21 protein-coding genes are annotated in these 24359 nt (G+C 61.7%); 12 read left to right on the top strand and 9 right to left on the bottom strand.

The annotated features are described in order from the left end of the window. Position 1 precedes the first annotated feature (1 nt). Positions 2–1813, top strand: coding sequence for an ABC transporter ATP-binding protein (locus K419_RS0114415; RefSeq protein ID WP_026842213.1), 1812 nt, complete (start codon positions 2–4; stop codon positions 1811–1813). Positions 1814–1854: 41 nt separating this feature from the next. Further along, on the top strand, positions 1855–3765 hold the full coding sequence (gene selB, locus K419_RS0114420; RefSeq protein ID WP_026842214.1) for a selenocysteine-specific translation elongation factor: 1911 nt from the start codon (positions 1855–1857) through the stop codon (positions 3763–3765). Between the two features lie 22 nt (positions 3766–3787). Here selB and K419_RS0114425 read toward each other — a convergent pair whose 3' ends face one another. The 6 genes from K419_RS0114425 to K419_RS0114450 form a co-directional block, all read right to left on the bottom strand. After that, on the bottom strand, positions 3788–5737 hold the full coding sequence (locus tag K419_RS0114425; RefSeq protein ID WP_026842215.1) for a TraB/GumN family protein: 1950 nt from the start codon (positions 5735–5737) through the stop codon (positions 3788–3790). Between the two features lie 11 nt (positions 5738–5748). Then, a complete protein-coding gene (locus K419_RS0114430) occupies positions 5749–6567 on the bottom strand; it encodes an AAA family ATPase (RefSeq protein WP_026842216.1) in 819 nt (272 codons plus the stop codon). Positions 6568–6714: 147 nt separating this feature from the next. Then, the gene (locus tag K419_RS0114435) at positions 6715–6894 is read right to left on the bottom strand and encodes a hypothetical protein (RefSeq protein WP_012528479.1); all 180 of its coding nucleotides are present in this window, start codon (positions 6892–6894) and stop codon (positions 6715–6717) included. Beyond that, on the bottom strand, positions 6894–7847 hold the full coding sequence (gene hemH / locus K419_RS0114440; protein WP_026842217.1) for a ferrochelatase: 954 nt from the start codon (positions 7845–7847) through the stop codon (positions 6894–6896). The genes K419_RS0114435 and hemH overlap by 1 nt, the downstream gene beginning before the upstream one ends. Positions 7848–8057: 210 nt before the next feature. Continuing rightward, positions 8058–9605, bottom strand: a complete 1548-nt coding sequence (locus K419_RS0114445; RefSeq protein ID WP_026842218.1) for a bacteriohemerythrin — start codon at positions 9603–9605, stop codon at positions 8058–8060. Between the two features lie 187 nt (positions 9606–9792). Then, positions 9793–9981 carry a hypothetical protein gene (locus K419_RS0114450; protein ID WP_026842219.1) on the bottom strand — a complete coding sequence of 63 codons (189 nt, stop codon included), beginning with the start codon at positions 9979–9981 and terminating at the stop codon, positions 9793–9795. A 296-nt stretch (positions 9982–10277) separates the two neighbouring features. Between K419_RS0114450 and K419_RS0114455 the strand changes: the two genes are divergently transcribed. The 7 genes from K419_RS0114455 (at position 10278) to K419_RS0114485 (ending at position 15755) form a co-directional block, all read left to right on the top strand. After that, positions 10278–11087, top strand: a complete 810-nt coding sequence (locus tag K419_RS0114455; protein WP_318842535.1) for an SCO family protein — start codon at positions 10278–10280, stop codon at positions 11085–11087. A gap of 55 nt (positions 11088–11142) precedes the next feature. After that, positions 11143–12762, top strand: a complete 1620-nt coding sequence (gene ctaD / locus K419_RS0114460; RefSeq protein ID WP_035497277.1) for a cytochrome c oxidase subunit I — start codon at positions 11143–11145, stop codon at positions 12760–12762. Further along, a complete protein-coding gene (locus tag K419_RS0114465; protein ID WP_026842222.1) occupies positions 12759–13358 on the top strand; it encodes a cytochrome c oxidase subunit 3 family protein in 600 nt (199 codons plus the stop codon). Before ctaD ends, K419_RS0114465 begins: the two co-directional genes overlap by 4 nt. Before the next feature lie 174 nt (positions 13359–13532). Continuing rightward, positions 13533–13814: a cytochrome C oxidase subunit IV family protein gene (locus K419_RS0114470; protein WP_012528486.1), complete on the top strand. Its 282-nt coding sequence runs from the start codon at positions 13533–13535 to the stop codon at positions 13812–13814. 9 nt (positions 13815–13823) lie between these two features. After that, complete coding sequence (coxB, locus tag K419_RS0114475; RefSeq protein WP_026842223.1) at positions 13824–14729, top strand: cytochrome c oxidase subunit II; 906 nt, start codon at positions 13824–13826, stop codon at positions 14727–14729. Between the two features lie 8 nt (positions 14730–14737). After that, a complete protein-coding gene (locus K419_RS0114480) occupies positions 14738–15544 on the top strand; it encodes a protoheme IX farnesyltransferase (RefSeq protein WP_035497282.1) in 807 nt (268 codons plus the stop codon). 16 nt (positions 15545–15560) lie between these two features. Then, a complete protein-coding gene (locus K419_RS0114485; protein WP_026842225.1) occupies positions 15561–15755 on the top strand; it encodes a hypothetical protein in 195 nt (64 codons plus the stop codon). A 204-nt stretch (positions 15756–15959) separates the two neighbouring features. Here the strand turns inward: K419_RS0114485 and K419_RS0114490 are convergent, their stop codons facing one another. Next, the gene (locus tag K419_RS0114490) at positions 15960–17150 is read right to left on the bottom strand and encodes a glycine C-acetyltransferase (protein WP_026842226.1); all 1191 of its coding nucleotides are present in this window, start codon (positions 17148–17150) and stop codon (positions 15960–15962) included. 22 nt (positions 17151–17172) lie between these two features. Continuing rightward, positions 17173–18216, bottom strand: a complete 1044-nt coding sequence (gene tdh, locus K419_RS0114495) for an L-threonine 3-dehydrogenase (RefSeq protein WP_026842227.1) — start codon at positions 18214–18216, stop codon at positions 17173–17175. 155 nt (positions 18217–18371) lie between these two features. Between tdh and K419_RS0114500 the strand changes: the two genes are divergently transcribed. The 3 genes from K419_RS0114500 (at position 18372) to K419_RS0114510 (ending at position 23223) form a co-directional block, all read left to right on the top strand. Beyond that, positions 18372–18551: a hypothetical protein gene (locus K419_RS0114500; protein ID WP_026842228.1), complete on the top strand. Its 180-nt coding sequence runs from the start codon at positions 18372–18374 to the stop codon at positions 18549–18551. A gap of 227 nt (positions 18552–18778) precedes the next feature. Continuing rightward, entirely contained in the window at positions 18779–21943 is a 3165-nt protein-coding gene (locus K419_RS22105) for a PAS domain S-box protein (protein ID WP_051293043.1), read from the top strand. A 278-nt stretch (positions 21944–22221) separates the two neighbouring features. After that, entirely contained in the window at positions 22222–23223 is a 1002-nt protein-coding gene (locus K419_RS0114510) for an OmpA family protein (RefSeq protein WP_026842229.1), read from the top strand. Positions 23224–23297: 74 nt separating this feature from the next. Here K419_RS0114510 and K419_RS0114515 read toward each other — a convergent pair whose 3' ends face one another. Next, complete coding sequence (locus K419_RS0114515) at positions 23298–24305, bottom strand: M28 family peptidase (protein WP_026842230.1); 1008 nt, start codon at positions 24303–24305, stop codon at positions 23298–23300. Between the last annotated feature and the right edge of the window lie 54 nt (positions 24306–24359).

Raw genomic sequence — 24359 nt, forward strand, 5'->3', positions numbered from 1 at the left:
TATGCACTTCGGCGGGATCTACGAGGACGAGATAGTCGGCAAGATGTACGACCGGCGGCTGATGGGGCGCTTCTTCCCCTACCTGTTGCCGTATCGCCGCCTCATCGCGGCCGCGCTCGTTCTTCTCCCCTTCGTGGCGGCTGCCAAGCTGGTCCAGCCCTGGATCCTCAAGCTGGCGATCGACGACCACATCACCAAAGGGGTGATGGCCGGACTCCCGTCATTGGCGGCGCTTTTCCTCGGCGTCATCCTCGCAGAATCGCTTCTCATGTTCGCGCAGGTCTACCTCCTGCAGTACGTGGGGCAGAAGGTGATGTACGACATCCGGGTGCAGCTCTTCTCGCACATCCAGCGCCTGTCGGCCCGCTTCTTCGACCGGACCCCGGTCGGGAGCCTCGTCTCCAGGCTCACTAGCGACATCGAGGTGCTGGGGGAGATGTTCGCGGCGGGCATCGTCACCGTCGTCGGGGACGTCCTGGTCCTGGCGGGAATCGTCGGCATCATGCTCTTCATGAACGTGAAGCTGTCGCTGGTCACCTTCTCGGTGCTCCCCTTCCTGATCTGGACGGCATTCGCCTTCCGAAAGTGGATGCGCGCTGCCTTCAGGCAGGTGCGGGCCAGGCAGAGCAATTTGAGTTCCTTCCTGACCGAGAGCATCGGCGGCATGGCGGTGGTACAGCTCTTCAACCGCGAAAGGGATGAGGCGCGCGAGTTCCGCAGGTTGAACACGGAGTACATGGAATCGAACCTCCCGGTCATCACCTGGGACGCTGCGCTCTACGCGGTGGTGGAGACGCTCTCTTCGGTGGCGGTGGCGCTCATCATCTGGTACGGCGGAGGGGAGATCGTCAGGGGGACCCTTTCCTTCGGCGCGCTGGTCGCCTTCATCCAGTACATCGAGCGCTTCTTCTCCCCGATCCGGGATCTTTCCGCCAAATACTCGGTGATGCAGGGGGCGATGGCGTCGCTGGAGCGGATCTTCACGCTGCTGGACAACCAGGCGCTTGAACCTGCCCTACTCGCCCCGGCCGCGACAGGCGCCGGAAAAGAGAAGGGAGTCTCGTGCCAGACGGCGCCGGATGAGGCGGGGAGCAGCATCTGTTTCAACGACATCTGGTTCGCCTACAGCGAGGACGCCTTTGTGCTGAAGGACTTCTCGCTGCAGATGAGGCGCGGCGAGAAGGTGGCGCTGGTCGGGGAGACCGGCGGCGGCAAGACCACCGTGACGCGCCTTCTCTCCAGGCTCTACGACGTGAACCGCGGCTCCATAACAGTTGACGGCGCCGACATACGGGAGATCCCGCTGAAGACCCTGAGGAAGCGGATCGGGGTGGTGCTGCAGGATCCCTACCTCTTTTCCGGGACCGTCGCCTACAACATCTCGCTCGGGGATCCGGAGGCGCTGAAGCGCGTGGAAAAGGCCGCGGCCGTGGTCGGCGCGGACCGTTTAATAAGAGAGCTTCCCAACGGGTTCGAGGAGGAGGTGCGGGAGCGCGGGGTTAACTTCTCGGCCGGGGAGCGGCAGCTGATCTCCTTCGCCCGCGCGGTGGCCTTCGACCCCGACATTCTGGTCCTTGACGAGGCGACGGCGAGCGTGGACACGGCGAGCGAGCGCCTGATCCAGCGGGGGCTGGAGGGATTGATGCATGGTAGGACCACGCTGGTGGTAGCCCACCGGCTCTCCACCATCCGCGACGCCGACCGCATCGTGGTCATCCATCATGGCGAGAAGATGGAAGAAGGGACCCACGCGGAATTGATGGATGCCAAAGGCGTCTACTACCGGCTTTACCAGCTGCAGTTCAAGGATTGAGACTCCCCCCCGAACCTTATTTTCTCTTGGAGCAACGAACGATGAAGCATCTAATTCTCGGCACTGCCGGACACATAGACCATGGCAAGACCTCCCTGGTGAAGGCGCTGACCGGCGTGGATACCGACCGGCTCAAGGAGGAAAAGGCCCGTGGCATAACCATCGAGCTCGGGTTCGCGCACCTGGAGCTGCCGGGAGACCTGCGCTTCGGCATCGTCGACGTCCCGGGGCACGAGAGGTTCGTGCGCACCATGGTCGCCGGCGTGGGGGGGATGGATCTGGTGCTCCTGGTGATCGCCGCCGACGAGGGGATCATGCCCCAAACCCGCGAACATCTGGAGATCTGCCAGCTCTTGGGGGTCAAGCGCGGCATCGTCGTCCTCAGCAAGAAGGACACGGTGGAGCCGGACTGGCTCGACCTGGTGACCGAGGAGGTGCGCGAGTATCTGGCCGAGAGCTTCCTCGCCGGCGCGCCCATCGTCGCCGTTTCTTCCCGGACCGGCGACGGCATCGAGGCGCTGAAGGCCGAGCTGACCCGAATGGCGGGAGAGATCGAGCAGAAGCGGGTCGACTCCCCCTTCCGGCTCCCGGTGGACCGCGTCTTCACCGTGACCGGCTTCGGTACCGTCGTCACCGGGACCCTTCTCTCCGGCGCCGTATCGGTCGGGGACGAGGTCGAGATACTTCCTTCCGGCATCGCCTGCCGCGTGCGCGGCGTGCAGTCCTTCGGCTCCAAGGTCGAGAAGGGGGGGGCTGGGGAGAGGCTTGCAGTCAACCTGCAGGGGGTCGATCACACGGACGTCGAGCGCGGCGACGTCGTCGTCCCCAAAGGGCTCTACCAGCCGACCAGCGCCGTCGACGTCCGGCTCAACTACCTCGCCTCCGCAGGGAAGGAGCTGAAGCACCGCGCCACCGTCCGGCTCCATTCCGCGACCTACGAGGTGCCCGCCAAGATCATCCTTTTCGACCGGGGAGCGCTGCAGCCCGGCGAGAGCGCCTACGTGCAGTTGCGCCTCTCCAGGCCGGTGCTGTTGCTGCCGGGCGACCCGTTCGTGCTCCGCACCTATTCGCCCCAGGCGACCCTCGGGGGAGGTACGGTGCTTGACCCGGCGCCCCCGAGAAGGCGCAGGCGCACCGTCGAGGCGCTGGAACTCTTGGCCGCGGCGGAATCGGGGGGCGACCAGGAGAGGATCCGGTTACTGGTGGAGTCGTCGCTTCTGTCGGGGATCTCGGTGCAGGAGATGGTGAACCGCTCCGGCATGTCCGCAAAGCGGATCGAGGCCGCCTTGGCGCCCCTTCTCTCCAGCGGCGCGGCGATTCAGGTGGTGAAGGAGCCTCGCATCTTCCTGGGCAAGGACGCTTTCGCCCAATTGAAGCAGAAGCTGTCCGGGGAACTGCACGACTACCTGGAAGAGAACCCGATGCAAGAGGGGATTGGGAAGGAAGAGCTGAAATCCCGGATACCGAAGCGGAGCGACCCCCGTTTCTTCGGCCCGCTCTTGGCCAGCATGGAGAAGGACGGACAGGCCCTTTCCGACCGGGATCTGGTCAAGCTCCCCGGGCGCAAAGCGGGGGTGACCCAGGACCAGGCGAGCGTGCAGGCGGCGCTGGAGGAGGCGCTGAAAAAGGGATGGTGCGAGCCTCCCACCCTGAAGGAGCTCTGCGACATGCTGGGCTGCAGCGAGAAGCAGGTATTAGATCATGCGAACCTGCTCACCCGCGAAGGGAGGGTGGCGAAGATCAAGGGGGATATCTTCTATGCCCCCGGGGCCGTAGCCGAGTTGCGCGAGAAACTCGTGGCGCGGCTGAAGGAAAAAGGAGAGATCACTCCCCCGGAATTCCGCGAGGTCACGGGCCTAAGCCGCAAGTTCATGATTCCGCTTCTGGAATACTTCGACAGCGAGAAGCTCACCATCAGGATGGGGGACAAGAGGATATTGCGGAAGGGATGAAAAGCAAAACCGTTTTAAGGTTTTACCAGATATAGTCCTTGGCGATGTCCCGCTTGTCCTTGCCGTAGAGGATGTGAAACGCCCGGAGCCTTTTGAGCGCCACCGGCGAGAGGCTCCCCAGCGGCAGATAGATGATCCTCTTCCCAAGGCGCGCCGCCTGCTGCTTCAGATAGCTCCTCGGCGGCTTCGCCGCGGCATATACCACGTCCTTCTCCAACGAATAATCCAGCGCCGCCATCAACAGCACCTCCCCCTTCCCCAGGGCTTCGCGGTAATCCGGGTCCTGCCAGACGTCGTGCATCCGGCGCGGCGGGTAGCTTAACAGGAACCCCCCGTATTCGCAGCGGGAAATGCCGGGGCCGACGATATTGTCGGTGGGAGGTGTGGCGTAAAAAGCCATGTCCGATTCCTGTTCGTGCTCGCCGAGCCAGGTCATGCAGTAGGGGTACCCGGAATCCTCCCGGTCCTCGTCGAAGACCACCACCACGCACCCTACCCCGCTCTTTAACCGCTTGTTTTCCTTTACGTAGATCTTCCCTTCGCGCAGGTTCCTGATGGTCTCGCGCATGTCGATCCCGTCCAGAAGGGACACCGAGAATGGCTCGGTCCGGCTCGCCTCCTCGCTCAGCTGCCGCGCCCCGATACGCTTCAGGTTCCTTCCGTATTCCTCGATGCTTAAGTCCTCGGGGGGATAGGAGCAGATATACGGGTCGTCGAACCCCTCCAGCCAGTCGCCGGGGCGCTTTTCCTTGCGCCGGTTCGTCATCTTGATGCCGGAGCGCCCCTTGCCGCGTACCTGCTCCCGGGGGCGAAAGCGTATCCTGCGGGTCCCCGCCGAAAGCTCGGCCGCGGAAAGCCTCAGGGTCGGGATGTCGCTTTGTTCGCGCTGCCAGGGGTAGTGCGCGGCCAACCGGAAGAAGGCGTAGGCGAAGTTGTCGTCGAGGCACCCTCGGGCGGCAGCGAGCATCTGGTACAGGTCGGGAAGGAGCATCTGCGACAGCAGGGCATAGTTCCTGGCGAAACGGAAGAAGGCCCGCTTCTGCCAGTAGTGGACCTTATCGCCTGTCTCCTGTCGGTAGTGGCGCGCCGCCTCCAGGAAGAGCCGCAGCATGATCTTCTGGCGGTCCGGCATCTCCCCTTCGTCAGCTATGCGGTGGGCGCTGCGCTGGATCGACTCCAAGAGCGCCTGCTCCTCGGGGATGGACTGCTTCCCTCCCAGGATCAGCTCGAAGGCGTTGAAGCTTTTCCGCAAGGAGGCGGCCTGCGTGGGTTCGGGAGGAAGCGGCGATCTCCTGGTCTCGTAGAGGGAGGAAAGAAAGGGATATTCGGCCAGGACCTCGTGGCAGCATTCCGGGTGCAGGTTGAAGATGGCGATCCCTTCGCGGTGGGTGCGGGTAAGAGGCTGCGCCAGAGGCCGCCCGAAGCTTTCCCGGATCCGCTCCAGGTGCGACATGCCGCAGATGAAAAGGACCCTTTGGTGCTGCGCCGAGAGCTGTTGCAGCCTGTGGGCCATGCCGAGCTCGCGGCGCAGGTCCTCCTCGCAAGGCTCCAGGTCGCGGTAGAGCTTTTCCACCTCCCGGTAGAACGGTTCCAGCCCGATGCGCTGCACCGCGTAGGAGTCGGGAAGCTGCTCGTCGTGGGACGGGTAGCTGTCCAGGTCGATGTCGACCAGGTGCAGCGGGATGCGGTGCTTGAGCGCGAGCCGCGCCCCCTCGATGAGAGGGTCGGCGGGTTCGACGAGGAGAAAGACGGATTGGCCGGCGACATGATAGGCGAGGACGGAAAGCTCGGGGAGGCGCGCGACGGCGCGCAGGAACTGCGGTTCCAGAGTCCTGGGGAGCTCGATGGCGATGCAGTCCGGTTTCAGAACCTCATACGCATCCCGCACCAGATGCGCGAACTCCATCCGGTAGTGCAGGATCGGGAGGGCGTGGACGTTGCCGAAATTTTCGAGATGCAGGCGCTCGGGCATAAGTGGTTGGGTTACTTCAGGTAGCGGAGCGCCTCTTCGCCGAGGATCCTCTCCACCGCAAGCGGCAGCAGCTCGCGCGGATCCTTTTCCGTGGCTGCCATCATCTTCAGCGCGTAGCGCGCGATGTTGATGCCGTCCCGCACCGAATAGGGCTCGTCGGAGGCGTGTCCGCGCTGCAGGAACTGCACGACGTAGTTGAGGATGGAGCTCCCGGCGAAGGGTAGGTTTTCTTTCAGGATGGCCAGCTCCTCGTCCGCCTCGGGGAAGTCGATGAAGAGCTGCGGCTGCAGCCTCGAATGGATGTATTCCGGGACTTCGAAGGTGGAGGAATCCTCGTTCATCGTCACCACGATCCTGAAGTCGGGGTGGGCGGTGATGCGCAGGCCGGTGATGATCGATTCGACGTAACGGCGGTCGTCCAGAAGCGGCGCGAGCGAAGCCCAGGCCTTCTCGCTCATGCGGTTCCCCTCGTCGAGGATGAGCACGCCGCCGCTGATCATGGCGGAGACCAGGGAAGAAGCCGCGTACTGGATGGACCCTTCCGGCCCGATCACCGGGGTCACGATCAGGTCCTCGGGGCGCGTGTCCATGGTGGCCTGGAAGAGGTAGACCTTGCGTCCCAGCCTTTTTGCGGCGGCGTAGGCGAGGGTGGTTTTGCCCACGCCCGGCTTACCGATCAGGCGGGGGTTGAAGGGGATGTCCCTTTCGTCGATCACCATCCACGCGGCCAGAAGTTGCTTCAAAAGTTCCTCGTCCCCCACCCAGCGCAGCGGCAGCTCGATGGGGTTGGCGAGGGTGAGGTTGATGCCGTCTAAAGTAATGCGTTCCATGTAAGGCTCCAAAAACGAAAACCGTTGGCAAGGAGGCACTCTGAGGAAATCTGAGCAAAGGCGGGAGAAACCCAAACCTCTAAGGGGTCTCTCTTTGGTTTTTCTCAGATCTCCTCAGATGTTCTCCTTGCCAATGGTTTCAGGGTTTCAGGTGTTCACGTCGTGCCCGTACATCATGACCAGACGGGCGCGGTTCTCGCGGCAGCTGCGGCAAAGCTCGCCAGCGTCCTTGAAAAGCTCTTCCGCCAGCCATTCCCCCGCTTCGCCGTACAGGGTGTCGGGTTCGTTCTCGTCGTACTCTTTCTTGCAGATGCTGCAGGTTTTCATCAGCTTGCCGCCGTTTTCACCAGGTCCGCCAGGCACTCCAGGAAGAGCGGCGATGAATTCAAGGACTCGCTACGGACGAAACGCTCGATGCCGAGCGCCTTCGCTTCCTCGCCGTACTGGATGTCGATCTCGTACAGGGTCTCGATGTGGTCGGAAACAAAGGAAAGCGGAACCATCAGTAGGTTCTTTTTCCCGGCCTTCGCCATCTGCACGATGGTCGCTTCGGTGGAAGGCTCCAGCCATTTGACCCGGCTCGCCTTGGACTGGAAGCAAAGGGTGTGGCTCCCCTCCCCCACCTGCTCCATGACCAGGCGCACCGTCTCCTGGATGTGGTCCAGGTAGGGATCCCCCTCCTCGATGAAGGACTGGGGGAGCGAGTGGGCGGAGAACACGATCTCCACGTCCTTGCGGTCGGGGAACGAGGCCAGCCCCTGCACGACCTTCTCCGACAAGGCCTTGATGTAGAGCGGATGGTTGTAGAAGCGGTCGATGTAGCTGATCTCGAACTTCGCCCCCGACTCCTTCAGCACGCGCTTAAGCTCATTGACGCTCGACCCGGTGGTCGCCTTGGAGTAGTGCGGGTAGAGCGACAGCGCGATCACCCGCTCGATTCCCGCGCGTTTGATCGCCGCCAGCGCGTCGATGGTCGAGGGGCGCGAATAGCGCATGGCCACGAAGGAGCGGAAATCCTCCCCCAAAAGCTGCTGCAGCCCCTCTCCCTGCGCCTCGGTCAGCTCGCGTATCGGGGACTTGCCGCCGATCTGCCGGTAGTACTCCTCCACCTTGGGCGCGCGCTTGTTGACGATGCGCCGGGCGATGAACGGCTGCAGGAAAGCGGGCCCGATTTTGATGATGTCCCGGTCCGTGAACAGATTCATAAGGAAGGGGTGCACGGCGTCCAGGGAGTCCGGGCCTCCCATCTGGAGCAGAAGGAGTGCTGTTTTCGATGACATAGCGACCTCGGCAGTTGGGAAAAGGGGACAGGCTACTTTTTTAAAAAATAAAGTAGCCTGCCCCCCTTTAATAGCAGAAAAAGATGTTCAGGAGAACTCCTTAAATTCATTGGGGTGGCTGGAGGAATGCCGGCAGGAAACAAAAAAGGGGACAGGCTACTTTTTCGAAAAATAAAGTAGCCTGTCCCCCTTTTTGCTGTAGCCGCCGGATTAGCGGACTCCGGCCTTGGTCAGGTGGGAGGTGTAGCGGACGTCGGTCCCCTTTATGTGCTTGACCAGCCAGTTCTGCAGGAATTCGATGACGTCGTGGGTAAGGAGGGTCTCGCCGGCGTTGAATTTCTGCTGCAGCGCCACCACCTGCTGCACCAGGTCCCGGTGCGCCCTGACGTGCGCCTCCTCCTCGGGATAGCCGCTCTTGCGGAAAGCCTCTTCTTCGGCGGCGAAGTGGCTGCCGGTGTATTCGATCAGGCGGTTCAAGACCGAGCCGATCGCTTCCTTGCTCCGCTTGTGCTGCATGGCCTGGTTCAGTTCGTTCACCATGGCGAAGAGCTTCTTGTGCTGGTCGTCGAAGGTGCCGATGTTGGTGGCGAAGCTCTGGTCCCAGACCATGGCGTCGGAGAGCTGGAAGTGCGATACCAGTTGGTGCAGCTCGTCCACCTGCTGGACCAGCTTCCCGGTTGCGGCCCTGGTGTCGCGGGCGCTTTCTACGTTGCTGTTGACCACGCTGGTGATCATCTGGATGTTGCTGGTGATCTCGTGGGTGGTAGCCGTCTGCTCTTCGGCCGCGGTGGCGATCTGGGAGAGCTGCATGGTCAGGTCGTTGATCATCTTGAGGATGCCGTTCAGCGCCTCGCCGGAGCGGCAGGTCTCGGCGGTCCCCTGGTTCACCTGCTCGACCCCTTCTCCCATGGAGCCGACGGCGGCTCTCGTCTCGGTCTGGATCGACTTGATCATGGCGTCGATCTCTTTGGTGGCGCGGGTGGTCCGCTCCGCCAGGGCGCGCACCTCGTCGGCGACGACGGCGAAGCCACGGCCGGTCTCGCCGGCGCGGGCCGCCTCGATGGCCGCGTTCAGGGCCAGAAGGTTCGTCTGGTCGGCGATGTCCTCGATGGTCCCCGCTATGGCGCCGATCTGGTCGGAACGCTCGCCCAGCCCGGCGACGGAGCTGGAGGTGGCCATGACGCGCTGGGCGATGTTCTCCATGAGCCTTGCGCTGTTACTGACGATCTCCGCGCCGGAGGTGGTCTCCTCGGTCGCCCTGTGGGCGTTCTCGGCGGCGTAGAGGCAGTTGCGCGCGATGTCGCCGGAGGTGGCGGACATCTCTTCGCTGGCGGTAGCTATGGTAGCGGCCTGCAGCGCGACGTCCTCGGCCGCGGCAGCCATGGCGTCGTTGGTTGCGCTCACCAGGGCGACGGAATCGCGTACCAGATCGGTGACGGTGAAGAACTTGTGCATGGTCTTGTTCCAGTCGCCCATCATGGTGTTGAATGCGGCCCCTATGCGTCCTATCTCGCCGTCGCCGCCGCCGGTCACCCGGTAGGAAAGATCGCCCGCCGCGGCGCTTTCCAGCGCGATGGCCATTTCCTCCAACGCCCTGGTTTCCCCACGTGACGACAGGCCGCAGGCTACGGCGGAGAGGAGGATTATCACGGCGCCGGCGGCGAACAGACCAACCCCGCTGCCGAAGGCGACGGCAGCGCCAATCGTGGTGGCGACAGCAATGAAGTTGATCGTTAATACGCGAGAGAATAAAGACATACGATCTCCTGTAGATCTTGGCATTTAAGATTCACAGTCGTTTATCGTCCCGCGTAATTTAAAACTTGAGCAATTAGTGAAACTATATGGAGAAAACCGGAGAGGATTACGGATGGGAGGGGCAACTCGCCCAGCGGCTGTCGAGGGCCGCGGGGCGGGCGCTGGAATCTTGGGCCGTTGCCGGCAGTTACCGGGAGCTGTCTACGTTGTGTGCGACCGTACTGCTGTTGGTCCCTGCTTGGCTGTCCTCTGGGCTTGTGCGGATCTCGTTTGTATCCTGCTTCAGTTGGACCTGTTCCGAATGCTCGGCCTGCATCACCAATCCACAGGAGAGGATGATTGCAGCCATGACCAATTTACCGCGGTAATTCTTCATGCCGGCCTCCTTGTCGCCGAAAAGGCGGCGTCGCCGCCCACAGGCTAGATTGCCATATGAGGAATGAGATTGGTACAGTCTAATGTATATGGTTATTAAGTCAAGCTTATTATTTGGCCGGCACATCTTCCCTCTTTTGGCCGAGCAAACCCGCAGCCATGCTCCCAGCGCGGGTCTGCATTTTTTGTCTCAGCAATGGACATGCTGCAACTTTCCATTACAATGAGCACTTGTCTCTTAATGATCTTGGCAAGGCGGGATGACACATGGGTTTTGTAAGGCGGTGGGGAGCGTGGGTGCCGGTTTTGGTGCTGCTTTTTTGGGGCACCGCAGCGGCACACGTGGAAGGGCCCCAGCCGCTTAGTTCCTTTTCCTCCGCCGCCGCCAATGCCCAACCGCTCGGGCTCACCGAGAGGCTGGGCGGCCGCATACCCCTCGATTTGACCTTCCGGGACGAGACGGGGCGCGAACGGCGCCTGTCGGAACTCATCACCGGGCCGACCATCATCCTTCCCGTCTATTATTCATGCACCAACGTCTGCAACTATATGCAGGAAGGTCTGGCCAGGGTGCTCCCGGAGATCAAGCTGGTCCCGGGAAAGGACTACCGGGTCCTGTCGTTGAGCTTCGACGAGCGCGAGACGCCGGAGCGGGCGGCGCGCTCCAAGCGGATGTACGAGACGGTGATGCGCGGGAAATTTCCCGCCGGCAACTGGACCTTCCTGACCGGCGACGCGGCGAGCATCCGCAAGCTCACCGATGCGGCCGGGTTCCAGTTCCGGCGCCAGGGGAACGATTTCGTGCATCCGGTGGCGAGTTTCGTGGTGGCGGGCGACGGCATGATCGTCCGTTACCTCTACGGCACCCAGTTCCTGGCCAAGGACGTCACCCTCGCCCTGATCGAGGCCCGCCAGGGGAGGGTCGGCGCCACCATCAGCAAGATGGTGGGTTACTGCTTCAGCTTCGATCCCAAGAGCAAAAGCTACGAATTCAACCTGTTGCGGGTGAGCGCCACGGTGATCATAGCCTGCGTGCTCGCATTCGCCGCCTTCCTCGTTTTCGGGGGCAAAAAACCGCCGGCGGGGAAAGGGCAGAAAAGGGAATAACAGCGACAAGATCACCTGGCGCCTGTGACAGGGTGCCGGTTCGTTCGGAGGGAAAATGAGTCAAGATACGGCAATGGCGCAGGGCGGTTTCTGGCGGGATACCGGGAGGAGCGGGATAGGCTCCTGGATCTTCTCAACCGACCACAAGCGGATAGGGATGATGTACCTCTACTGCGTACTGAGCTTCTTCCTGGTGGGGGTCGTCCTCGGGTTCCTGATCCGGCTGGAGCTGATCGCCCCCGGCCCGACCATCGTCACCGCCCAGACCTACAACGCCCTCTTCACGGTGCACGGGGTGGTGATGATCTTCCTCTTCATCATCCCGGGGATACCGGCTTCCTTCGGCAACCTGGTGCTCCCCATCCAGTTGGGCGCCCGCGACGTCGCCTTTCCCAGGGTGAATCTTTTATCCTGGTGGCTCTACGCCATCGGCGCCGTCATCGTGCTCGTTTCGCTTTTCACCGGAGGAGGCGCGCCCGACACAGGGTGGACCTTCTACGTCCCCTTCAGCGCCCGGACCAGCACTAATGTCTCCCTCGCGGTCTTCGGCGTATTCGTCCTCGGCTTTTCCTCCATCCTCACGGGGATCAACTTCATCACCACCATCCACCGCATGCGCGCGCCGGGGATGACCTGGACCCGGCTCCCCCTTTTCACCTGGAGCCTCTACGCGACCGCCTGGGTGCAGGTGCTCGCCACCCCGATCATCGCCATCACGCTCCTATTGGTGGTGACCGAGCGGATCCTGGGCCTCGGGCTCTTCGACCCGAACCGCGGCGGGGACCCGGTGATGTACCAGCACATGTTCTGGATCTACTCGCACCCTGCCGTGTACATCATGATCCTGCCGGGGATGGGGGTGATCTCGGACATCATCCCGGTCTTCTCCAGGAAACCCATCTTCGGCTACAAGATGATCGCCTTTTCCAGCCTCGCCATCGCCGCGGCCGGCTCCGCCGTCTGGGGGCACCACATGTACACCTCCGGCATGAGCGACCTCGGTGTCCTGGTCTTCTCGTTCCTGACCTTCATCGTGGCGATCCCTTCGGCCATCAAGGTGTTCAACTGGGTCTCCACCATGTACAAGGGCTCCATCTCGCTTGAGGCCCCCATGCTCTTCGCGCTCTCCTTCATCCTGCTTTTCTCCATCGGCGGCTTGTCGGGGCTGATCCTCGGCGCCGCCGCCACCGACATCCACGTGCACGACACCCATTTCGTGGTCGGGCATTTCCACTACGTCATGTTCGGCGGCACCGGCTTCGCCTTCTTCGCGGCGGCGCATTACTGGCTCCCCAAATACTACGGGCGCAGATATAAGGAAAAGCCCGCCATCTTCGGCTGGATCCTCATGTTCGTAGGCTTCAACGTCATGTACTTCACCATGCAGGTGCTGGGGATGGAGGGGATGCCCAGGCGCTATTACGACTACCTCCCGGAATTCGCCCGGCTGAACTTCGTGGCCACCGTCGGGAGCTGGATCCTGGTGGCAGGAATCGTCATCGTGGTCTGGAACCTCTGGCGCGGCCTGTTCCGGGGCGAGCCGTTCACCGGCAACCCCTGGGGGGGCGCGACGCTTGAGTGGAGCATCGCCACGCCTCCTCCCACCGAAAATTTTGATGAGGACCCGGTGGTGACCCACGGGCCGTACGAGTTCAAGGGGGCAGGCATTCCATGAGTCATGCGGAAAAGGACAGTTTTGGAGCAAAGCTCGGCATGTGGTTGTTCCTGTTCACGGAGATGCTTCTCTTTGGCGGGGTCTTCATCCTTTACTCGGTCTACCTGACCCGGTACCCGAAAGAGTTCGGCCTGGGGGGGCACCAGCTTGACCTGGTCTTTGGCGCGACCAACACCGTGGTGCTTCTGACCAGCTCACTTTTCGCCGCCATGTCGGTCACCGCCATCAAGCGTGGGGCGAAGCAGCTCACCTTGGGGCTTCTCTCCGGCACCATCGGCTGCGCGCTCATCTTCTTGTTCATCAAGTACCTGGAGTGGAGCGCCAAGTTCCATCACGGCATCTATCCGAATTCCCCCAAGCTGATCGCGGGGCCGCCGGGAGAATCGATCTTCTTCAGCCTGTACTACCTCAGCACCGGGCTGCACGGGATCCATGTCATCATCGGCGGGATCCTGATGACCTGGACCGCAGTCATGGTGCAAAAAGGAATACTCAACAGCGCTGACAACGTCACCCTGGAAAACGTGACCCTGTACTGGCATCTGGTTGACCTGGTCTGGATCTTCATCTTCCCGCTCTACTACTTGATTCTTTAGAAACAGATAAAGAAACAGATAAAGAAACAGATAAAGATAGAGATAGAGATAAAGATAAAGAAACCCTTTAGAAACGGATAATATAAAGATTAAAAATTGAGTAAGCCCTGTACACCTGTTTTAGGTTTCTGCCTTAACTCAATCTTTATCTTTATCTGGTTTCCAGGAGCCAACGTGGAACATACGGAACATATCCTGAGTTACGGGAAACTGACAGCGGTCTGGGTGGCGCTGCTGGTCCTTACCGCCGCCACTATCATGGTCACACGGTTCGAGCTGGGGGTCTGGAAGGTCTGGGCGGCGCTCGCCATAGCCAGCGTCAAGTCCGGGCTGGTGATCGCCTTCTTCATGCACATGAAGTACGAGCCGCGGCTATTTCGCATCATCCTGTTCGTGGCCCTCTTCACCCTGGCCGGATTCATCGGGGGCACCTTTTTCGACGTACTCTACCGTTAGAGGGGCATCGTGGAAAATCAGCTAATTACATCGACGCAACAAGCAGTGGACCCGGTATTCACCTTCCTCTTTGGCGCCTGCCTGGTGCTGCTTTTGGGGATCACCGCTACCATGGTTTATTTCGTGGTCCGCTACCGCCGCTCCAAGAACCCGGAGCCGACCTCGCAGGTCTCGGGGAGTCCGCTTCTGGAGGTGGTCTGGACTGTCCTACCCACCATCCTGGTGATGGGGATGTTCTACTACGGCTGGACCAGCTACCTGTCGCTCAGGACGGTCCCTAAAAACGCGATGCAGGTTAAGGCCGAGGCGAGGATGTGGTCCTGGAACTTCGTCTACGACAACGGCAAGCAAAGCGGCAAGCTCTACGTCCCGGTAGGGAGGGCGGTACAGGTGAACCTTGAGTCGAAGGACGTGGTGCACGGCTTCTACGTCCCCGCCTTCAAGATCAAGCGGGACGTGGTCCCGGGGATGAAGAACCACGTCTGGTTCGTGGCGACGAGCCCCGGCACCTACGACCTCTTCTGCTCCCAGTACTGCGGCACCGGCCACTCCGCCATGATCACCACGGTCGAAGCCCTCCCCCCGGCGCAGTTCGCCGCCTGGCTGCAGCAGACAGCCGCAGGGGGCGCGGCTCAGGGGCAGGCGCTGTTGGAAAAATACGGCTGCCTCGGCTGCCACTCGCTGGACGGCACCAGGAAAGTCGGGCCCACCTTCAAGGGGCTCTACGGAAGCAAGGTCAAGGTCGAAAGGGAAAAGAAAGAGGAAACGGTCACCGCTGATGACGCCTACCTGCGCGAATCCATACTAAATCCCGCGGCCGCCATCGTGGACGACTACCCCGCGGTGATGCCCCCCTCCACCATGCCTGAGGCGGATTTGAAGGCGGTGATCGAGTACCTGAAGGGGTTGAAGTGAAAATACTGATGCGACTTTTTCGGCTGCCGCTGGCGCTCATGAACGGGGCCGCGGCGGCGGCGGGTTACCTGCTCTTCCCCTCCCCTGCCCAGCGCCCTACCCTCTTGGCCGTCTTCCTGGGGGTGGCGTTTTTGGCCGCGGCAGGCTCCGCGCTGAACCAGGTCATGGAGCGCGACCTCGACGCGCTTATGCGGCGCACCTGCGGCCGCCCTCTTCCCACCGGAAAACTCACACCGGCCGCCGCCCTCCTGGCGGGACTCGCCGCGCTTTCGGCAGGCGCGGCCCTTCTCTTCCTCGTGGCCGGTACGGTTCCGGCCGCCGTCTCTCTTTTCACCCTCTTCTGGTACCTGGCGCTGTACACCCCCCTGAAGCGGGTCAGTTCGCTGGCGCTTCTGGTGGGAGGGTTGTGCGGGTGCGGTGCGCCGCTGGTCGGGTGGAGCGCCGCCGGCGGGGGGCTCGGGGAGTTTCCGGTCATCCTGCTGGCCGGGGTCATCTACCTCTGGCAGGTCCCGCATTTCTGGCAGTTGCAGCGAAAGCATGCCGACGACTACCGGCGCGCCGGGTTCCCCGTCTTCACGCCTCCCGCCGGCGCCGACGGTTGCGCGCCGCTTTGCCGGCTCTGGATGGCGGCCATGGTAGCCGGCACCCTGATGCTTCCGCTCTTCGGCGTCGTCCGGGTCACGCCCCTTATCTGCACCATACTGCTGCCGGTCCCCCTCCTGTTCTGGTCCAGGAAGCGTTGGGAACCCTTCGCCGGTTTGGTGCTTCATTGCTACCCGCTACTGGTCACCCTTGCTATATTCGGTGCTAAATGACAGGAGGAGCCTTGAGATGGCCGACAAGATAAAGTGCGAGACCCCGCTGAAACACAAGGATCACATGTGCAAGCTGAAAAAAGACGGCAGGACCGAGGAACTGGAAAAGTTCCAGGAAAACCCCATCGTCTTCTGCAACAAGTGCAAGATGCAGGCGAACGACCCCTGCCGGCTCTGCAACCCCAGGGCGATCAAGGGCGGACGCGGCTAACTTTGGTATTAAGTCCCTCTTGATCTCGTTCCCAAGGTCCACCTTGGGAACGCAAGGCCCTGCCGAAGCTCCAGCTTCCCCTTTTGCATAGCTGGGGCTTGGGAACCAGGGGAACAGGATTTCCAAATAAAGAAGCCCCCTCTTTCCCACCAGTGTCGGGGACGAGGAGGCTTTCTTTTTCCGTTCGTGCGATCTCCCGTGTCTTTAGCCGATTACCCCCACGGACTTCCCGATCCGGGTGAAGATGTCCAGCCCCAGGTCGAGGTCTTCGCGGGAGTGGGAGGCGCTGATCATGACCCTGATGCGCGCCTTTCCCTGCGGGACGGTCGGGTAGCCGATCGGCATGGCGAAGATGCCGGGGTCGGAATCGAAGAGCATGCGCGAGAAATTTTGGGCGAGCGTGGCATCCCCGATCATCACCGGCGTGATGGGAGTGACGCTGGCGCCGATGTCGAACCCTGCACTCCGCATACCCTCCTTGAAGTAGCGCGTGTTTTCCCAGAGCCGCTCTACCAGCTCGGTCCCCTCCTCCAACAGGTCGACCGCAGCGAGGCACGCCGCCGTGTCGGCGGCGGTTACCGCGCTCGAAAAGAGGAAAGGGCGCGCCTTCTGCCTGATCCACTCGATGACCGTGCTGCTCCCGGCGATGACCCCGCCCATGACGCCGAAGGCCTTGGAGAGTGTCCCTATCTCCAGGTCGAACTTCCCGTTCAGCTGGAAGTGGTCCACGATGCCGCGCCCGCCGCGCCCAAGGACCCCCTCGCCGTGGGCGTCGTCCACCATGGTGATGATGCCGTGGCGCTCGCAGAGTTCGAAGAGCTGGTCCAAGGGGGCTATGTCGCCGTCCATGGAGAAGACCCCGTCGGTGATCAAAAGGGCCCGTCGGTACTCCCCCAGGTTCTCCTTGATGGCGCGTTCGCAATCCTCCACGTCGCAGTGCTCGTACACCACGACCCGGGCGGAGGAAAGCCTGCAGCCGTCGATGATGCTGGCGTGGTTCAGCCGGTCGGTGAAGATGACGTCCCCCTTCCCCACCATGGAGGGGATGGCCGCCTGGTTGGCGCAAAACCCGGACTGGACGTAGAGGGCGTCCTCGACCCCCTTGAAGGTGGCCAGCCGCTCCTCCAGCAACCGGTGCAACTCCAGGGTCCCGGCGATGCTTCTGACCGCCGCCGGCCCCACTCCCCAGATCTGTACCGCGGCCCGGGCCGCCTCCTTGAGCCGCGGGTGGTTGGCGAGCCCCAGGTAGTTGTTGGTGCAGAAGTTGAGCACCTTCTTGCCGTCCACCACCATCCAGGGGCCGCAGGCCGAACCGATGGTGCGGATATGCGTCTTCAGCCCCTGCTGTTTCAGGGTCTCCATTTCCTCATTGATCCACTCGAACTTCTCGGACATCCTTTGCCTCCTGGCGTGATTTTCACTCCTCGACCCAGTTGAGCATCACCTTCCCGGCGTTGCCGGTGCTCATCACCCGGAACGCCTCTTCGAACTCGGTGTAGTGCATACGGTGGGTAATGACCGGGGTGAGATCCAGCCCGATCTTGATCAGGGACTGCATCAGGTACCAGGTTTCGTACATCTCCCGGCCGTAGATCCCCTTGATGGTCAGCATGTTGAAGATCACCTGGTTCCAGTCGACGGCGAGATCCGCCGAGGGAAGCCCCAGCATGGCGATCTTGCCGCCGTGGCACATGTTGGCCAGCATCTCCTTGAAGGCGTCGCCGTTTCCGGACATCTCCAGCCCCACGTCGAATCCCTCCTTCATCCCCAGCTGCTCCCGCACCTGCGCCAGGGTTCCTTCCCTGACGTTGAGGGCCACCGTCGCCCCCATCTTCTTCGCCAGGTCGAGGCGGTACTGGTTCAGGTCCGTCACCACGATGTAGCGCGCCCCGGCATGGCGGGCTATGGCCGTCGCCATGATGCCTATGGGGCCGGCGCCGGTGATGAGCACGTCCTCCCCCAGGATGGGGAAGGCGAGGGTGGTATGGGTCGCGTTGCCGAAGGGATCGAAGATCCCGAGGATTTCCATGGGTATGGTGGGGTCGGCGTGCCAGACGTTGGTGACCGGGATGCAGATGTACTCGGCGAAAGCGCCGGCGCGGTTGACCCCTACCCCGTTGGTGTCCTTGCAGAGGTGGCGCCTGCCGGCCAGGCAGTTGCGGCATCTGCCGCAGACGATGTGCCCCTCGCCGGAGACGATGTCCCCGATGTTCAGGTCGGCGACGTTGCTGCCCATGGCGGCCACCCGCCCCACGAATTCGTGGCCCACCACCATGGGGACCGGAATGGTTTTACGGGCCCAGTCGTTCCAGTCCCAGATGTGCAGATCGGTGCCGCAGACCGCGGTCTTGTGGACCTTGATCAGCACGTCGTTGATCCCTACCTCCGGGACCGGGACTTCGTCGAGCCACAGCCCGGGCTTAGGGTACTTCTTAACCAGCGCCTGCATGGTCTTCTGCATGTCCTGCTCCTCTAATGTGGGTGACGTAACTTTACGTTAATGTTATCAGGGGAACGGGTCATGTAAAGGAAGGAAACGCCGCAATGCAAGGATGGGTGCGGCATTGCGGATGTGCTATGATAACGGTATCCACTGCAAAAATAAAGGAGATTCCAATGAACGAGTATAAAGAGTGTCCGAAGCTGGCAGAGCATAAGGCGCACATGTGCCAGTTGAAGCGCGAGGGGAGGATCGAGGAGATCGATCTGCATTCGTCAAAACCGAAGTTCATCTGCAACAGGTGCCAGGCGAAGGCCGACGAGGAAGGTTACCTCTGCACCCCCCGGCCGCTGTAACTGATAAGGGGGACAGGCTTCTTTTTTATTGAAAAAAGTGCCTGTCCCCCTTATCAGTCCGTATTGCGCATTTCGTTGTCAATTGTCCATTGTCAACTGCCGTTACGTGCTGTTAAGTTGACTCCTTGCATCATTAATAACTAAAGGAATTGTCCGGTTTACCGATAATTCGAGAACCAGCCTCAAAAGGTCCGCACACTTTCCAGGATAGGTTCCTGAGGTAGTAAATGCTTGCTGTTCCCCGTAAAATCAGCGCGGCTTTGATCTTCCTGCTGGTGTTGTTTGGGCTGCTTTTTATCGGCTACTCGCAGCTGCAGGCGGCTTCCAGACCGCACGTCCTGGTGCTCAACTCCTACAACGACGGTTATGAATGGTCCGACGACGAGATGCACGGGTTGCGGGAGACCCTGACCCGCAGGCTCCCCCACCTGGAGCTCTTGATCGAGCACCTCGACACCAAGAAATTCCCCGCCAAAAAGCACTTCCCCCAACTGGCCGACCTCCTTGCGGCGAAATACAGCGCCAGTCGTTTCCAGGTGGTGATGGCGCTGGACAACGCGGCTTTCGAGTTCGCCCTGCGCTACCGTGACCGTCTATTCCCGGGCACGCCGCTGGTTTTTTGCGGCATCAACGACTACAACCCGCGGATGATCGTGGGACGCAAAAACCTGACCGGCGTCGCCGAACACCATGACATGGTCGGCACGCTGGAGATGGCGCTCTCCCTGCATCCCGGAACCCGGCAGGTGATGGTGGTGCACGACTATACCGACACCGGGCTCGCCATGGCGCATGAACTTACCCAACACCATGTGCAGTTCGCGGGGGTCCGTCTACGTTTCCTCCCGAACCTACCGCTCGAGATCGCGGTGCAGCAGTTGAAGGCGCTGCGTCCGGACACCCTGGTGCTGCTCCTTTCCTACTCGGTGGAGAAAGGGGGACGCTCCTTCACCCAGGGCCAGGTAGCCCAAATGGTGTCAACCGCAAGCCCCGTCCCCGTTTATGCCGTACACGCCGCCCAGCTGGGAAAAGGCGTGGTCGGCGGGCGCATGATGGAGGGGCAGACCCAGGGGAGAAAAGCTGCGGAACTGGCGCTCAGGATCATCTCCGGCGAGAAGGCGCAGAGTATCGCCGTGGTAGACCAGAACCTCTCCGAGGCCATGTTCGACGATGCGGTGGTGCGCAGGTTCGGCATAGACCGGGGGAAGATTCCCGCCGGGGCACGCGTCATCAACAAGCCGGTCGCGGTGTATGCGGTGAACAAGACCGTCTTCTGGCTGGCGCTGGCCGTAGCGGTACTGATGCTGACGGGCCTTTTGACCCTCTACCTGAACAACGAACGGCGCAAGCGGCTGGAAAAAGTGCTGCAGATGTCCGAGGCGAGGTTCCGGCAGCTTTTCGACAACACCGTCGACGCCATCTATATCCACGACTTCGACTTCAGGATACTGGAGGCGAACCAGTCGGCCTGCGACAAAATGGGGTACAGCCACGAAGAGCTGCTGCACGTAAGCCTTTATGAGATCAATCACCCAAGCCAGAGGGAGAAACTGCCGAAACGGCTTGCCGCTGCACAAAGGGATGGGCGGGCCCTGTACGAATCGATGCACCAGACCAGGGCGGGGGAGCCGGTCCCGATCGAGGTCTCCAGCCGGAGGATCGAATTCGGCGCGCAACCGGCCATCCTGAGCGTGGTCCGAGACATCTCCCGGCGCAAGCGCATCGAGCGGCGGGAGAACGCGCGGCTGAAAATACTGGAGCAGATGGCCACAGGCTCAAACCTCGAAGAGCTTTTGGGGGACATTGTCCGCTTCGTGGAGCAGGAAAGTCCCGGTGCGCTCTGCTCCGTGCTGCTCGTGGACGACTCGGGCACCCGCCTGGTCCATGGCGCCGCGCCGAGCCTTCCCGACTTCTACAACCGGGCCGTGACCGGCCTCAGGATCGAACAGGGCATGGGCTCTTGCGGCACCGCCGCCTTCACCAAAAAACGCGTGGTGGTCGAGGACATCGAGACCCATCCCTACTGGAGGAATTTCAGGCTGGCGAGCGAAGCCGGCCTGCGCGCCTGCTGGTCCGAGCCGGTCCTCTCGCGCGAGGCGGAGGTTTTAGGGACCTTCGCCATCTATTACCGGAGCTGCCGCACCCCCAGGGAGGACGAAATTGCCCTGATCGAATCGGCGGCCCACATGGCAAGCATCGCCATCGGCAGGATGCGCAGCGAGGAGAGCCGACAAAAGCTAGAGGAGCAGATGCGCCAGATGCAGAAGATCGAGGCGATCGGGCAGCTGGCGGGGGGGCTCGCGCACGACTTCAACAACCTGCTTACGCCCATCTTCGTCTATGCCGACATCGCCAAGCGGAGCTTTGCCCACGACGACCCCAACTGGAAGAAGCTCGACGGCATCCTCGTCTCGGCCCACAAGGCCGCCGACCTGACCAAAAAGCTCCTCTCCTTCGGGCGCAAGCAGATGCTTACCATGGAAGTGCTGGAGCTGAACGAGGTGATCGCGTCGCTTCTGGACCTGATGCAGCGTACCATCAGGGCGAACATCGAGATCAGGACCAACCTGACCGATTGCGGCGCCCGGATCTTCGCCGACCGTGGGCAGATCGAGCAGATCCTGATCAATTTCGCCGTCAACGCCCAGGACGCCATCAAGGGGAACGGCAGCATCGTGATAGAGACCGGCAACGTGACCATAGACGACGAGTTCGCCCGCGTGAACCCGGGCATCAAGCCCGGCCCGCACGTGCTGCTCTCTTTCACCGACAATGGCTGCGGCATGGGCGAAGAGGTGCTGAGCCACATCTTCGAGCCCTTCTACACCACGAAACCTGTAGGGCAGGGAACGGGGCTAGGCCTTGCGACGGTGTACGGGATCGTGAAGCAGCATAACGGTTGGATCAAGGTGGAGAGCCAGGTAGGCAAAGGCACGAGCTTCCTCCTTTATTTCCCGAGGCAGGCGGCAAAGGCGAAAATGAAGCAGGCGGAGCCGGAGGCTGTGGCAAAAATCGAGCAAAGCGACAGCCGGGCCACCATCCTGGTCGTCGACGACAACGAGAGCATCAGGGAGATGGCCCTGGAGCTCCTCCAGGCCTCGGGCCACCATGTCCTGACCGCGGAAACGCCGGCTCTCGCGCTGCAACTGGTAGAGAAGCGCGCCGTCTCCCTGGACCTGCTGGTGACCGACGTGGTGATGCCGGAGATGAGCGGACCCGAGCTGTACGAGAGCCTGGCACTCTTCCAGCCGGGACTCCCGGTACTCTACATCTCCGGCTATACCTTCGATGTGAAGGTGCATAACCCCAGGCAGCATCAGCAGGTGAGTTTCCTTCCCAAGCCTTTCACCTCGGAGCAGTTCCTGTCTGTCATAGACAAGGCTATTTCCTGAAGCTTATTCGACACATTTCCTTTACTCTGCCGGCCCAACACTCTCAACTATTCCCGTCAATGGATCTGTTTAACACACGCCCCCGGCCGCAGTTACTGTCTGCCCATTTGTAACGCTTAAAAATAATTAATTCATCCTTTATGTGGACATACACTGTCCCTGCTGTAACTTTTTTGCATCTGAACTTCGCAAAGTCACAGGGGACAAGGCGATTATCGTCCAGGCTTTGCCGGCTCGATGCAATGCCGGCACTGAATTTAATGCAAAAGGAGGGGAAGATGAAACGGGAGAAGCTGGTTGGGAAAGCTTTACTGTTGTTAGCGCTGGGCTCGGTGGGGACCTTGTCTGGATGCGCACACTACGAAGTAAACAACGGCCGCGGAAACATCCCGGGCTACTGGATCCGTTACGAGATGCAGGAGGCCGACCGCGCCATCGAGGCTGCGCGCGCCGACGGGAAAGCCGCCCTTTGTCCTGACCAATTCAGGGAGGCCGAGGCGGCGAAGAACAACGCCTACGACGTCTTCCGGGCCTGCCACACCGAGGAGGGGGCCGCCCTGGCGAAAGAGGCGACGGCGAAGGCCAAGGCGCTCTGCCCGCCGAGACCGGCCGAGCCCGCTCCCAAGCCGGTGGTCGCTCCGCCGCCACCGCCACCGCCCGCGCCCAAGGCTCCTACCGACACGCTGCAGGTCAACCCGGCTTCCGTGACCAAGGGTGAGACCGCCACGCTCAGCTGGACTTCCGCCAACGCCAGCGCCTGCGCCATCGAGCCGGAAATCGGGCCGGTCCCGACCGCCGGTACTCTCACCATCACGCCGAAAGACGATATCCTCTACACCCTCGTCTGCACAGGCCCCGGCGGCGCGGCAAGAAGCGATGCCAAGGTGGCGGTGGCGGCTCCCCCGGTCCCGGTCCCGGCGCCGCCGGTCAAACTGTGCCAGCCGGCGGTGATCAACGTCCATTTCGACACCAACAAGTCCGACATCAAGCCTCAGTACCATGACGAGCTTAAGGCCCTGGCGGAGTTCATGAAGGAGTTCCCGAACGCCACCGGGACCATTGAGGGTCACACCGACAGCGTCGGCGACAAGGCCGCCAACATGAAGCTTTCTCAGCGTCGTGCCGACAGTGTCAGGAAGTACCTGGTCGACAAGTTCGGCATAGCTCCCGAGCGCGTGAAGGCGGTGGGCTACGGCCCGACCAAGCCGGCGGCCGACAACAAGACCGCGGCTGGGAAGCAGAAGAACCGCCGCATCGAGTCGAACTTCCATTGCGACTAAGGGAGCGGAAGCTGGTCTGATTCAAAAGAAAAAAGGCGCCCCCGAATTTCCGGGGGCGCCTTTTTTAATCGCACTCATTTACCCGCCAGTTCCTGGACCACCTTTCCGAGTCCCTGCACCACCCGCGTCATCCTGTCGTAGTCGATCCTGTCGGGAGTGTCTGAGGGCTCGTGGTAGTGGGTATAGCGGAAAGGAGCGGTGTCGGTGACCATCAGCCCCGGGTACCCTTGCTGCCAGAAAGACCACTGGTCCGACCAGCCGATCCCCGGTATCCCTGCCGGAGCCGCCACCCCCTCGGAGGGGAACTTGACGCCCCCCCTGCGAAAGGCACCGATCGCCTGGCGCAGCAGCGACTGCGAACTCCAGTTGCTGACGAAGCCGATGAAGTTGCCGGTGTCGGGATAGAAATGGCTCAGCGGCGCGGGGTAGCGCTGGCTCCCGGGCTGGTCCGAGTAGTACCCTATGGTCTCCAGCGAGACCATTCCCACGATCTTATCGCGCCGTTCCTTGGCCCGCCGGGCGTAGACCACGCTCCCCATCTCCTCCCCCTGGAAATAGGGTGCCTCCTCGTTCACGAAGGCGACGAAGCGAACGGTGCGGGCGGGACGCAGGTTGGCGCACTGCCTCGCCAGTTCCAGCAGCGCCGCGACCCCCGAAGCGTTGTCGTTGGCGCCGGGAGTTCCTGGAGCCGAGTCGTAATGCGCGCCGATGACGACGATCTCCTGGGCCTCAGTCGTCCCCTTCACCTCTACTTCCAGATTCGCCACCACCTTTCCGTCCGCTGCGAACGGCTGCTCGCTTACCGAAAGCCCGGCCTTTCGCAGTTCGGCTTTGACGTACTCGGCAGACTTGATCAGGGGGTCGTAATGCGCCACGTTGCGCTCTCCGATGGCGCCGGAAAGTTGAACGACGTGTTGGCGCAGCCTATCGCGTAGCTGCAACTCCTCCAGTTCCAACGGTGGGAGCGCCCCCCGGTAGGACTGTCCAGGCAGGATGACCATGGAACCTCCCGCAATAGCGATAAGCGCCAGAAATAGCGCGCACCCCCCGGCACAAAGGGCCGGAAATTTCTTGTATGACATATATCCCCCTCGCCTGCGTAGACGTCGCGCAGACCAGCTAAAGATAAAATCCAG

Source organism: Citrifermentans bremense R1 (genome assembly GCF_000426865.1).
Lineage (GTDB): Bacteria > Desulfobacterota > Desulfuromonadia > Geobacterales > Geobacteraceae > Geomonas > Geomonas bremensis.

Bases quoted from the DNA above. Each gene is read 5' to 3' on its own strand.
- K419_RS0114415 (WP_026842213.1), top strand. From the start codon at position 2: ATGCACTTCGGCGGGATCTACGAGGACGAGATAGTCGGCAAGATGTAC.
- selB (WP_026842214.1), top strand. From the start codon at position 1,855: ATGAAGCATCTAATTCTCGGCACTGCCGGACACATAGACCATGGCAAG.
- K419_RS0114425 (WP_026842215.1), bottom strand. From the start codon at position 5,737: ATGCCCGAGCGCCTGCATCTCGAAAATTTCGGCAACGTCCACGCCCTC.
- K419_RS0114430 (WP_026842216.1), bottom strand. From the start codon at position 6,567: ATGGAACGCATTACTTTAGACGGCATCAACCTCACCCTCGCCAACCCC.
- K419_RS0114435 (WP_012528479.1), bottom strand. From the start codon at position 6,894: ATGAAAACCTGCAGCATCTGCAAGAAAGAGTACGACGAGAACGAACCC.
- hemH (WP_026842217.1), bottom strand. From the start codon at position 7,847: ATGTCATCGAAAACAGCACTCCTTCTGCTCCAGATGGGAGGCCCGGAC.
- K419_RS0114445 (WP_026842218.1), bottom strand. From the start codon at position 9,605: ATGTCTTTATTCTCTCGCGTATTAACGATCAACTTCATTGCTGTCGCC.
- K419_RS0114450 (WP_026842219.1), bottom strand. From the start codon at position 9,981: ATGAAGAATTACCGCGGTAAATTGGTCATGGCTGCAATCATCCTCTCC.
- ctaD (WP_035497277.1), top strand. From the start codon at position 11,143: ATGAGTCAAGATACGGCAATGGCGCAGGGCGGTTTCTGGCGGGATACC.
- K419_RS0114465 (WP_026842222.1), top strand. From the start codon at position 12,759: ATGAGTCATGCGGAAAAGGACAGTTTTGGAGCAAAGCTCGGCATGTGG.
- K419_RS0114480 (WP_035497282.1), top strand. From the start codon at position 14,738: ATGCGACTTTTTCGGCTGCCGCTGGCGCTCATGAACGGGGCCGCGGCG.
- K419_RS0114485 (WP_026842225.1), top strand. From the start codon at position 15,561: ATGGCCGACAAGATAAAGTGCGAGACCCCGCTGAAACACAAGGATCAC.
- K419_RS0114490 (WP_026842226.1), bottom strand. From the start codon at position 17,150: ATGTCCGAGAAGTTCGAGTGGATCAATGAGGAAATGGAGACCCTGAAA.
- tdh (WP_026842227.1), bottom strand. From the start codon at position 18,216: ATGCAGAAGACCATGCAGGCGCTGGTTAAGAAGTACCCTAAGCCCGGG.
- K419_RS0114500 (WP_026842228.1), top strand. From the start codon at position 18,372: ATGAACGAGTATAAAGAGTGTCCGAAGCTGGCAGAGCATAAGGCGCAC.
- K419_RS22105 (WP_051293043.1), top strand. From the start codon at position 18,779: ATGCTTGCTGTTCCCCGTAAAATCAGCGCGGCTTTGATCTTCCTGCTG.
- K419_RS0114510 (WP_026842229.1), top strand. From the start codon at position 22,222: ATGAAACGGGAGAAGCTGGTTGGGAAAGCTTTACTGTTGTTAGCGCTG.
- K419_RS0114515 (WP_026842230.1), bottom strand. From the start codon at position 24,305: ATGTCATACAAGAAATTTCCGGCCCTTTGTGCCGGGGGGTGCGCGCTA.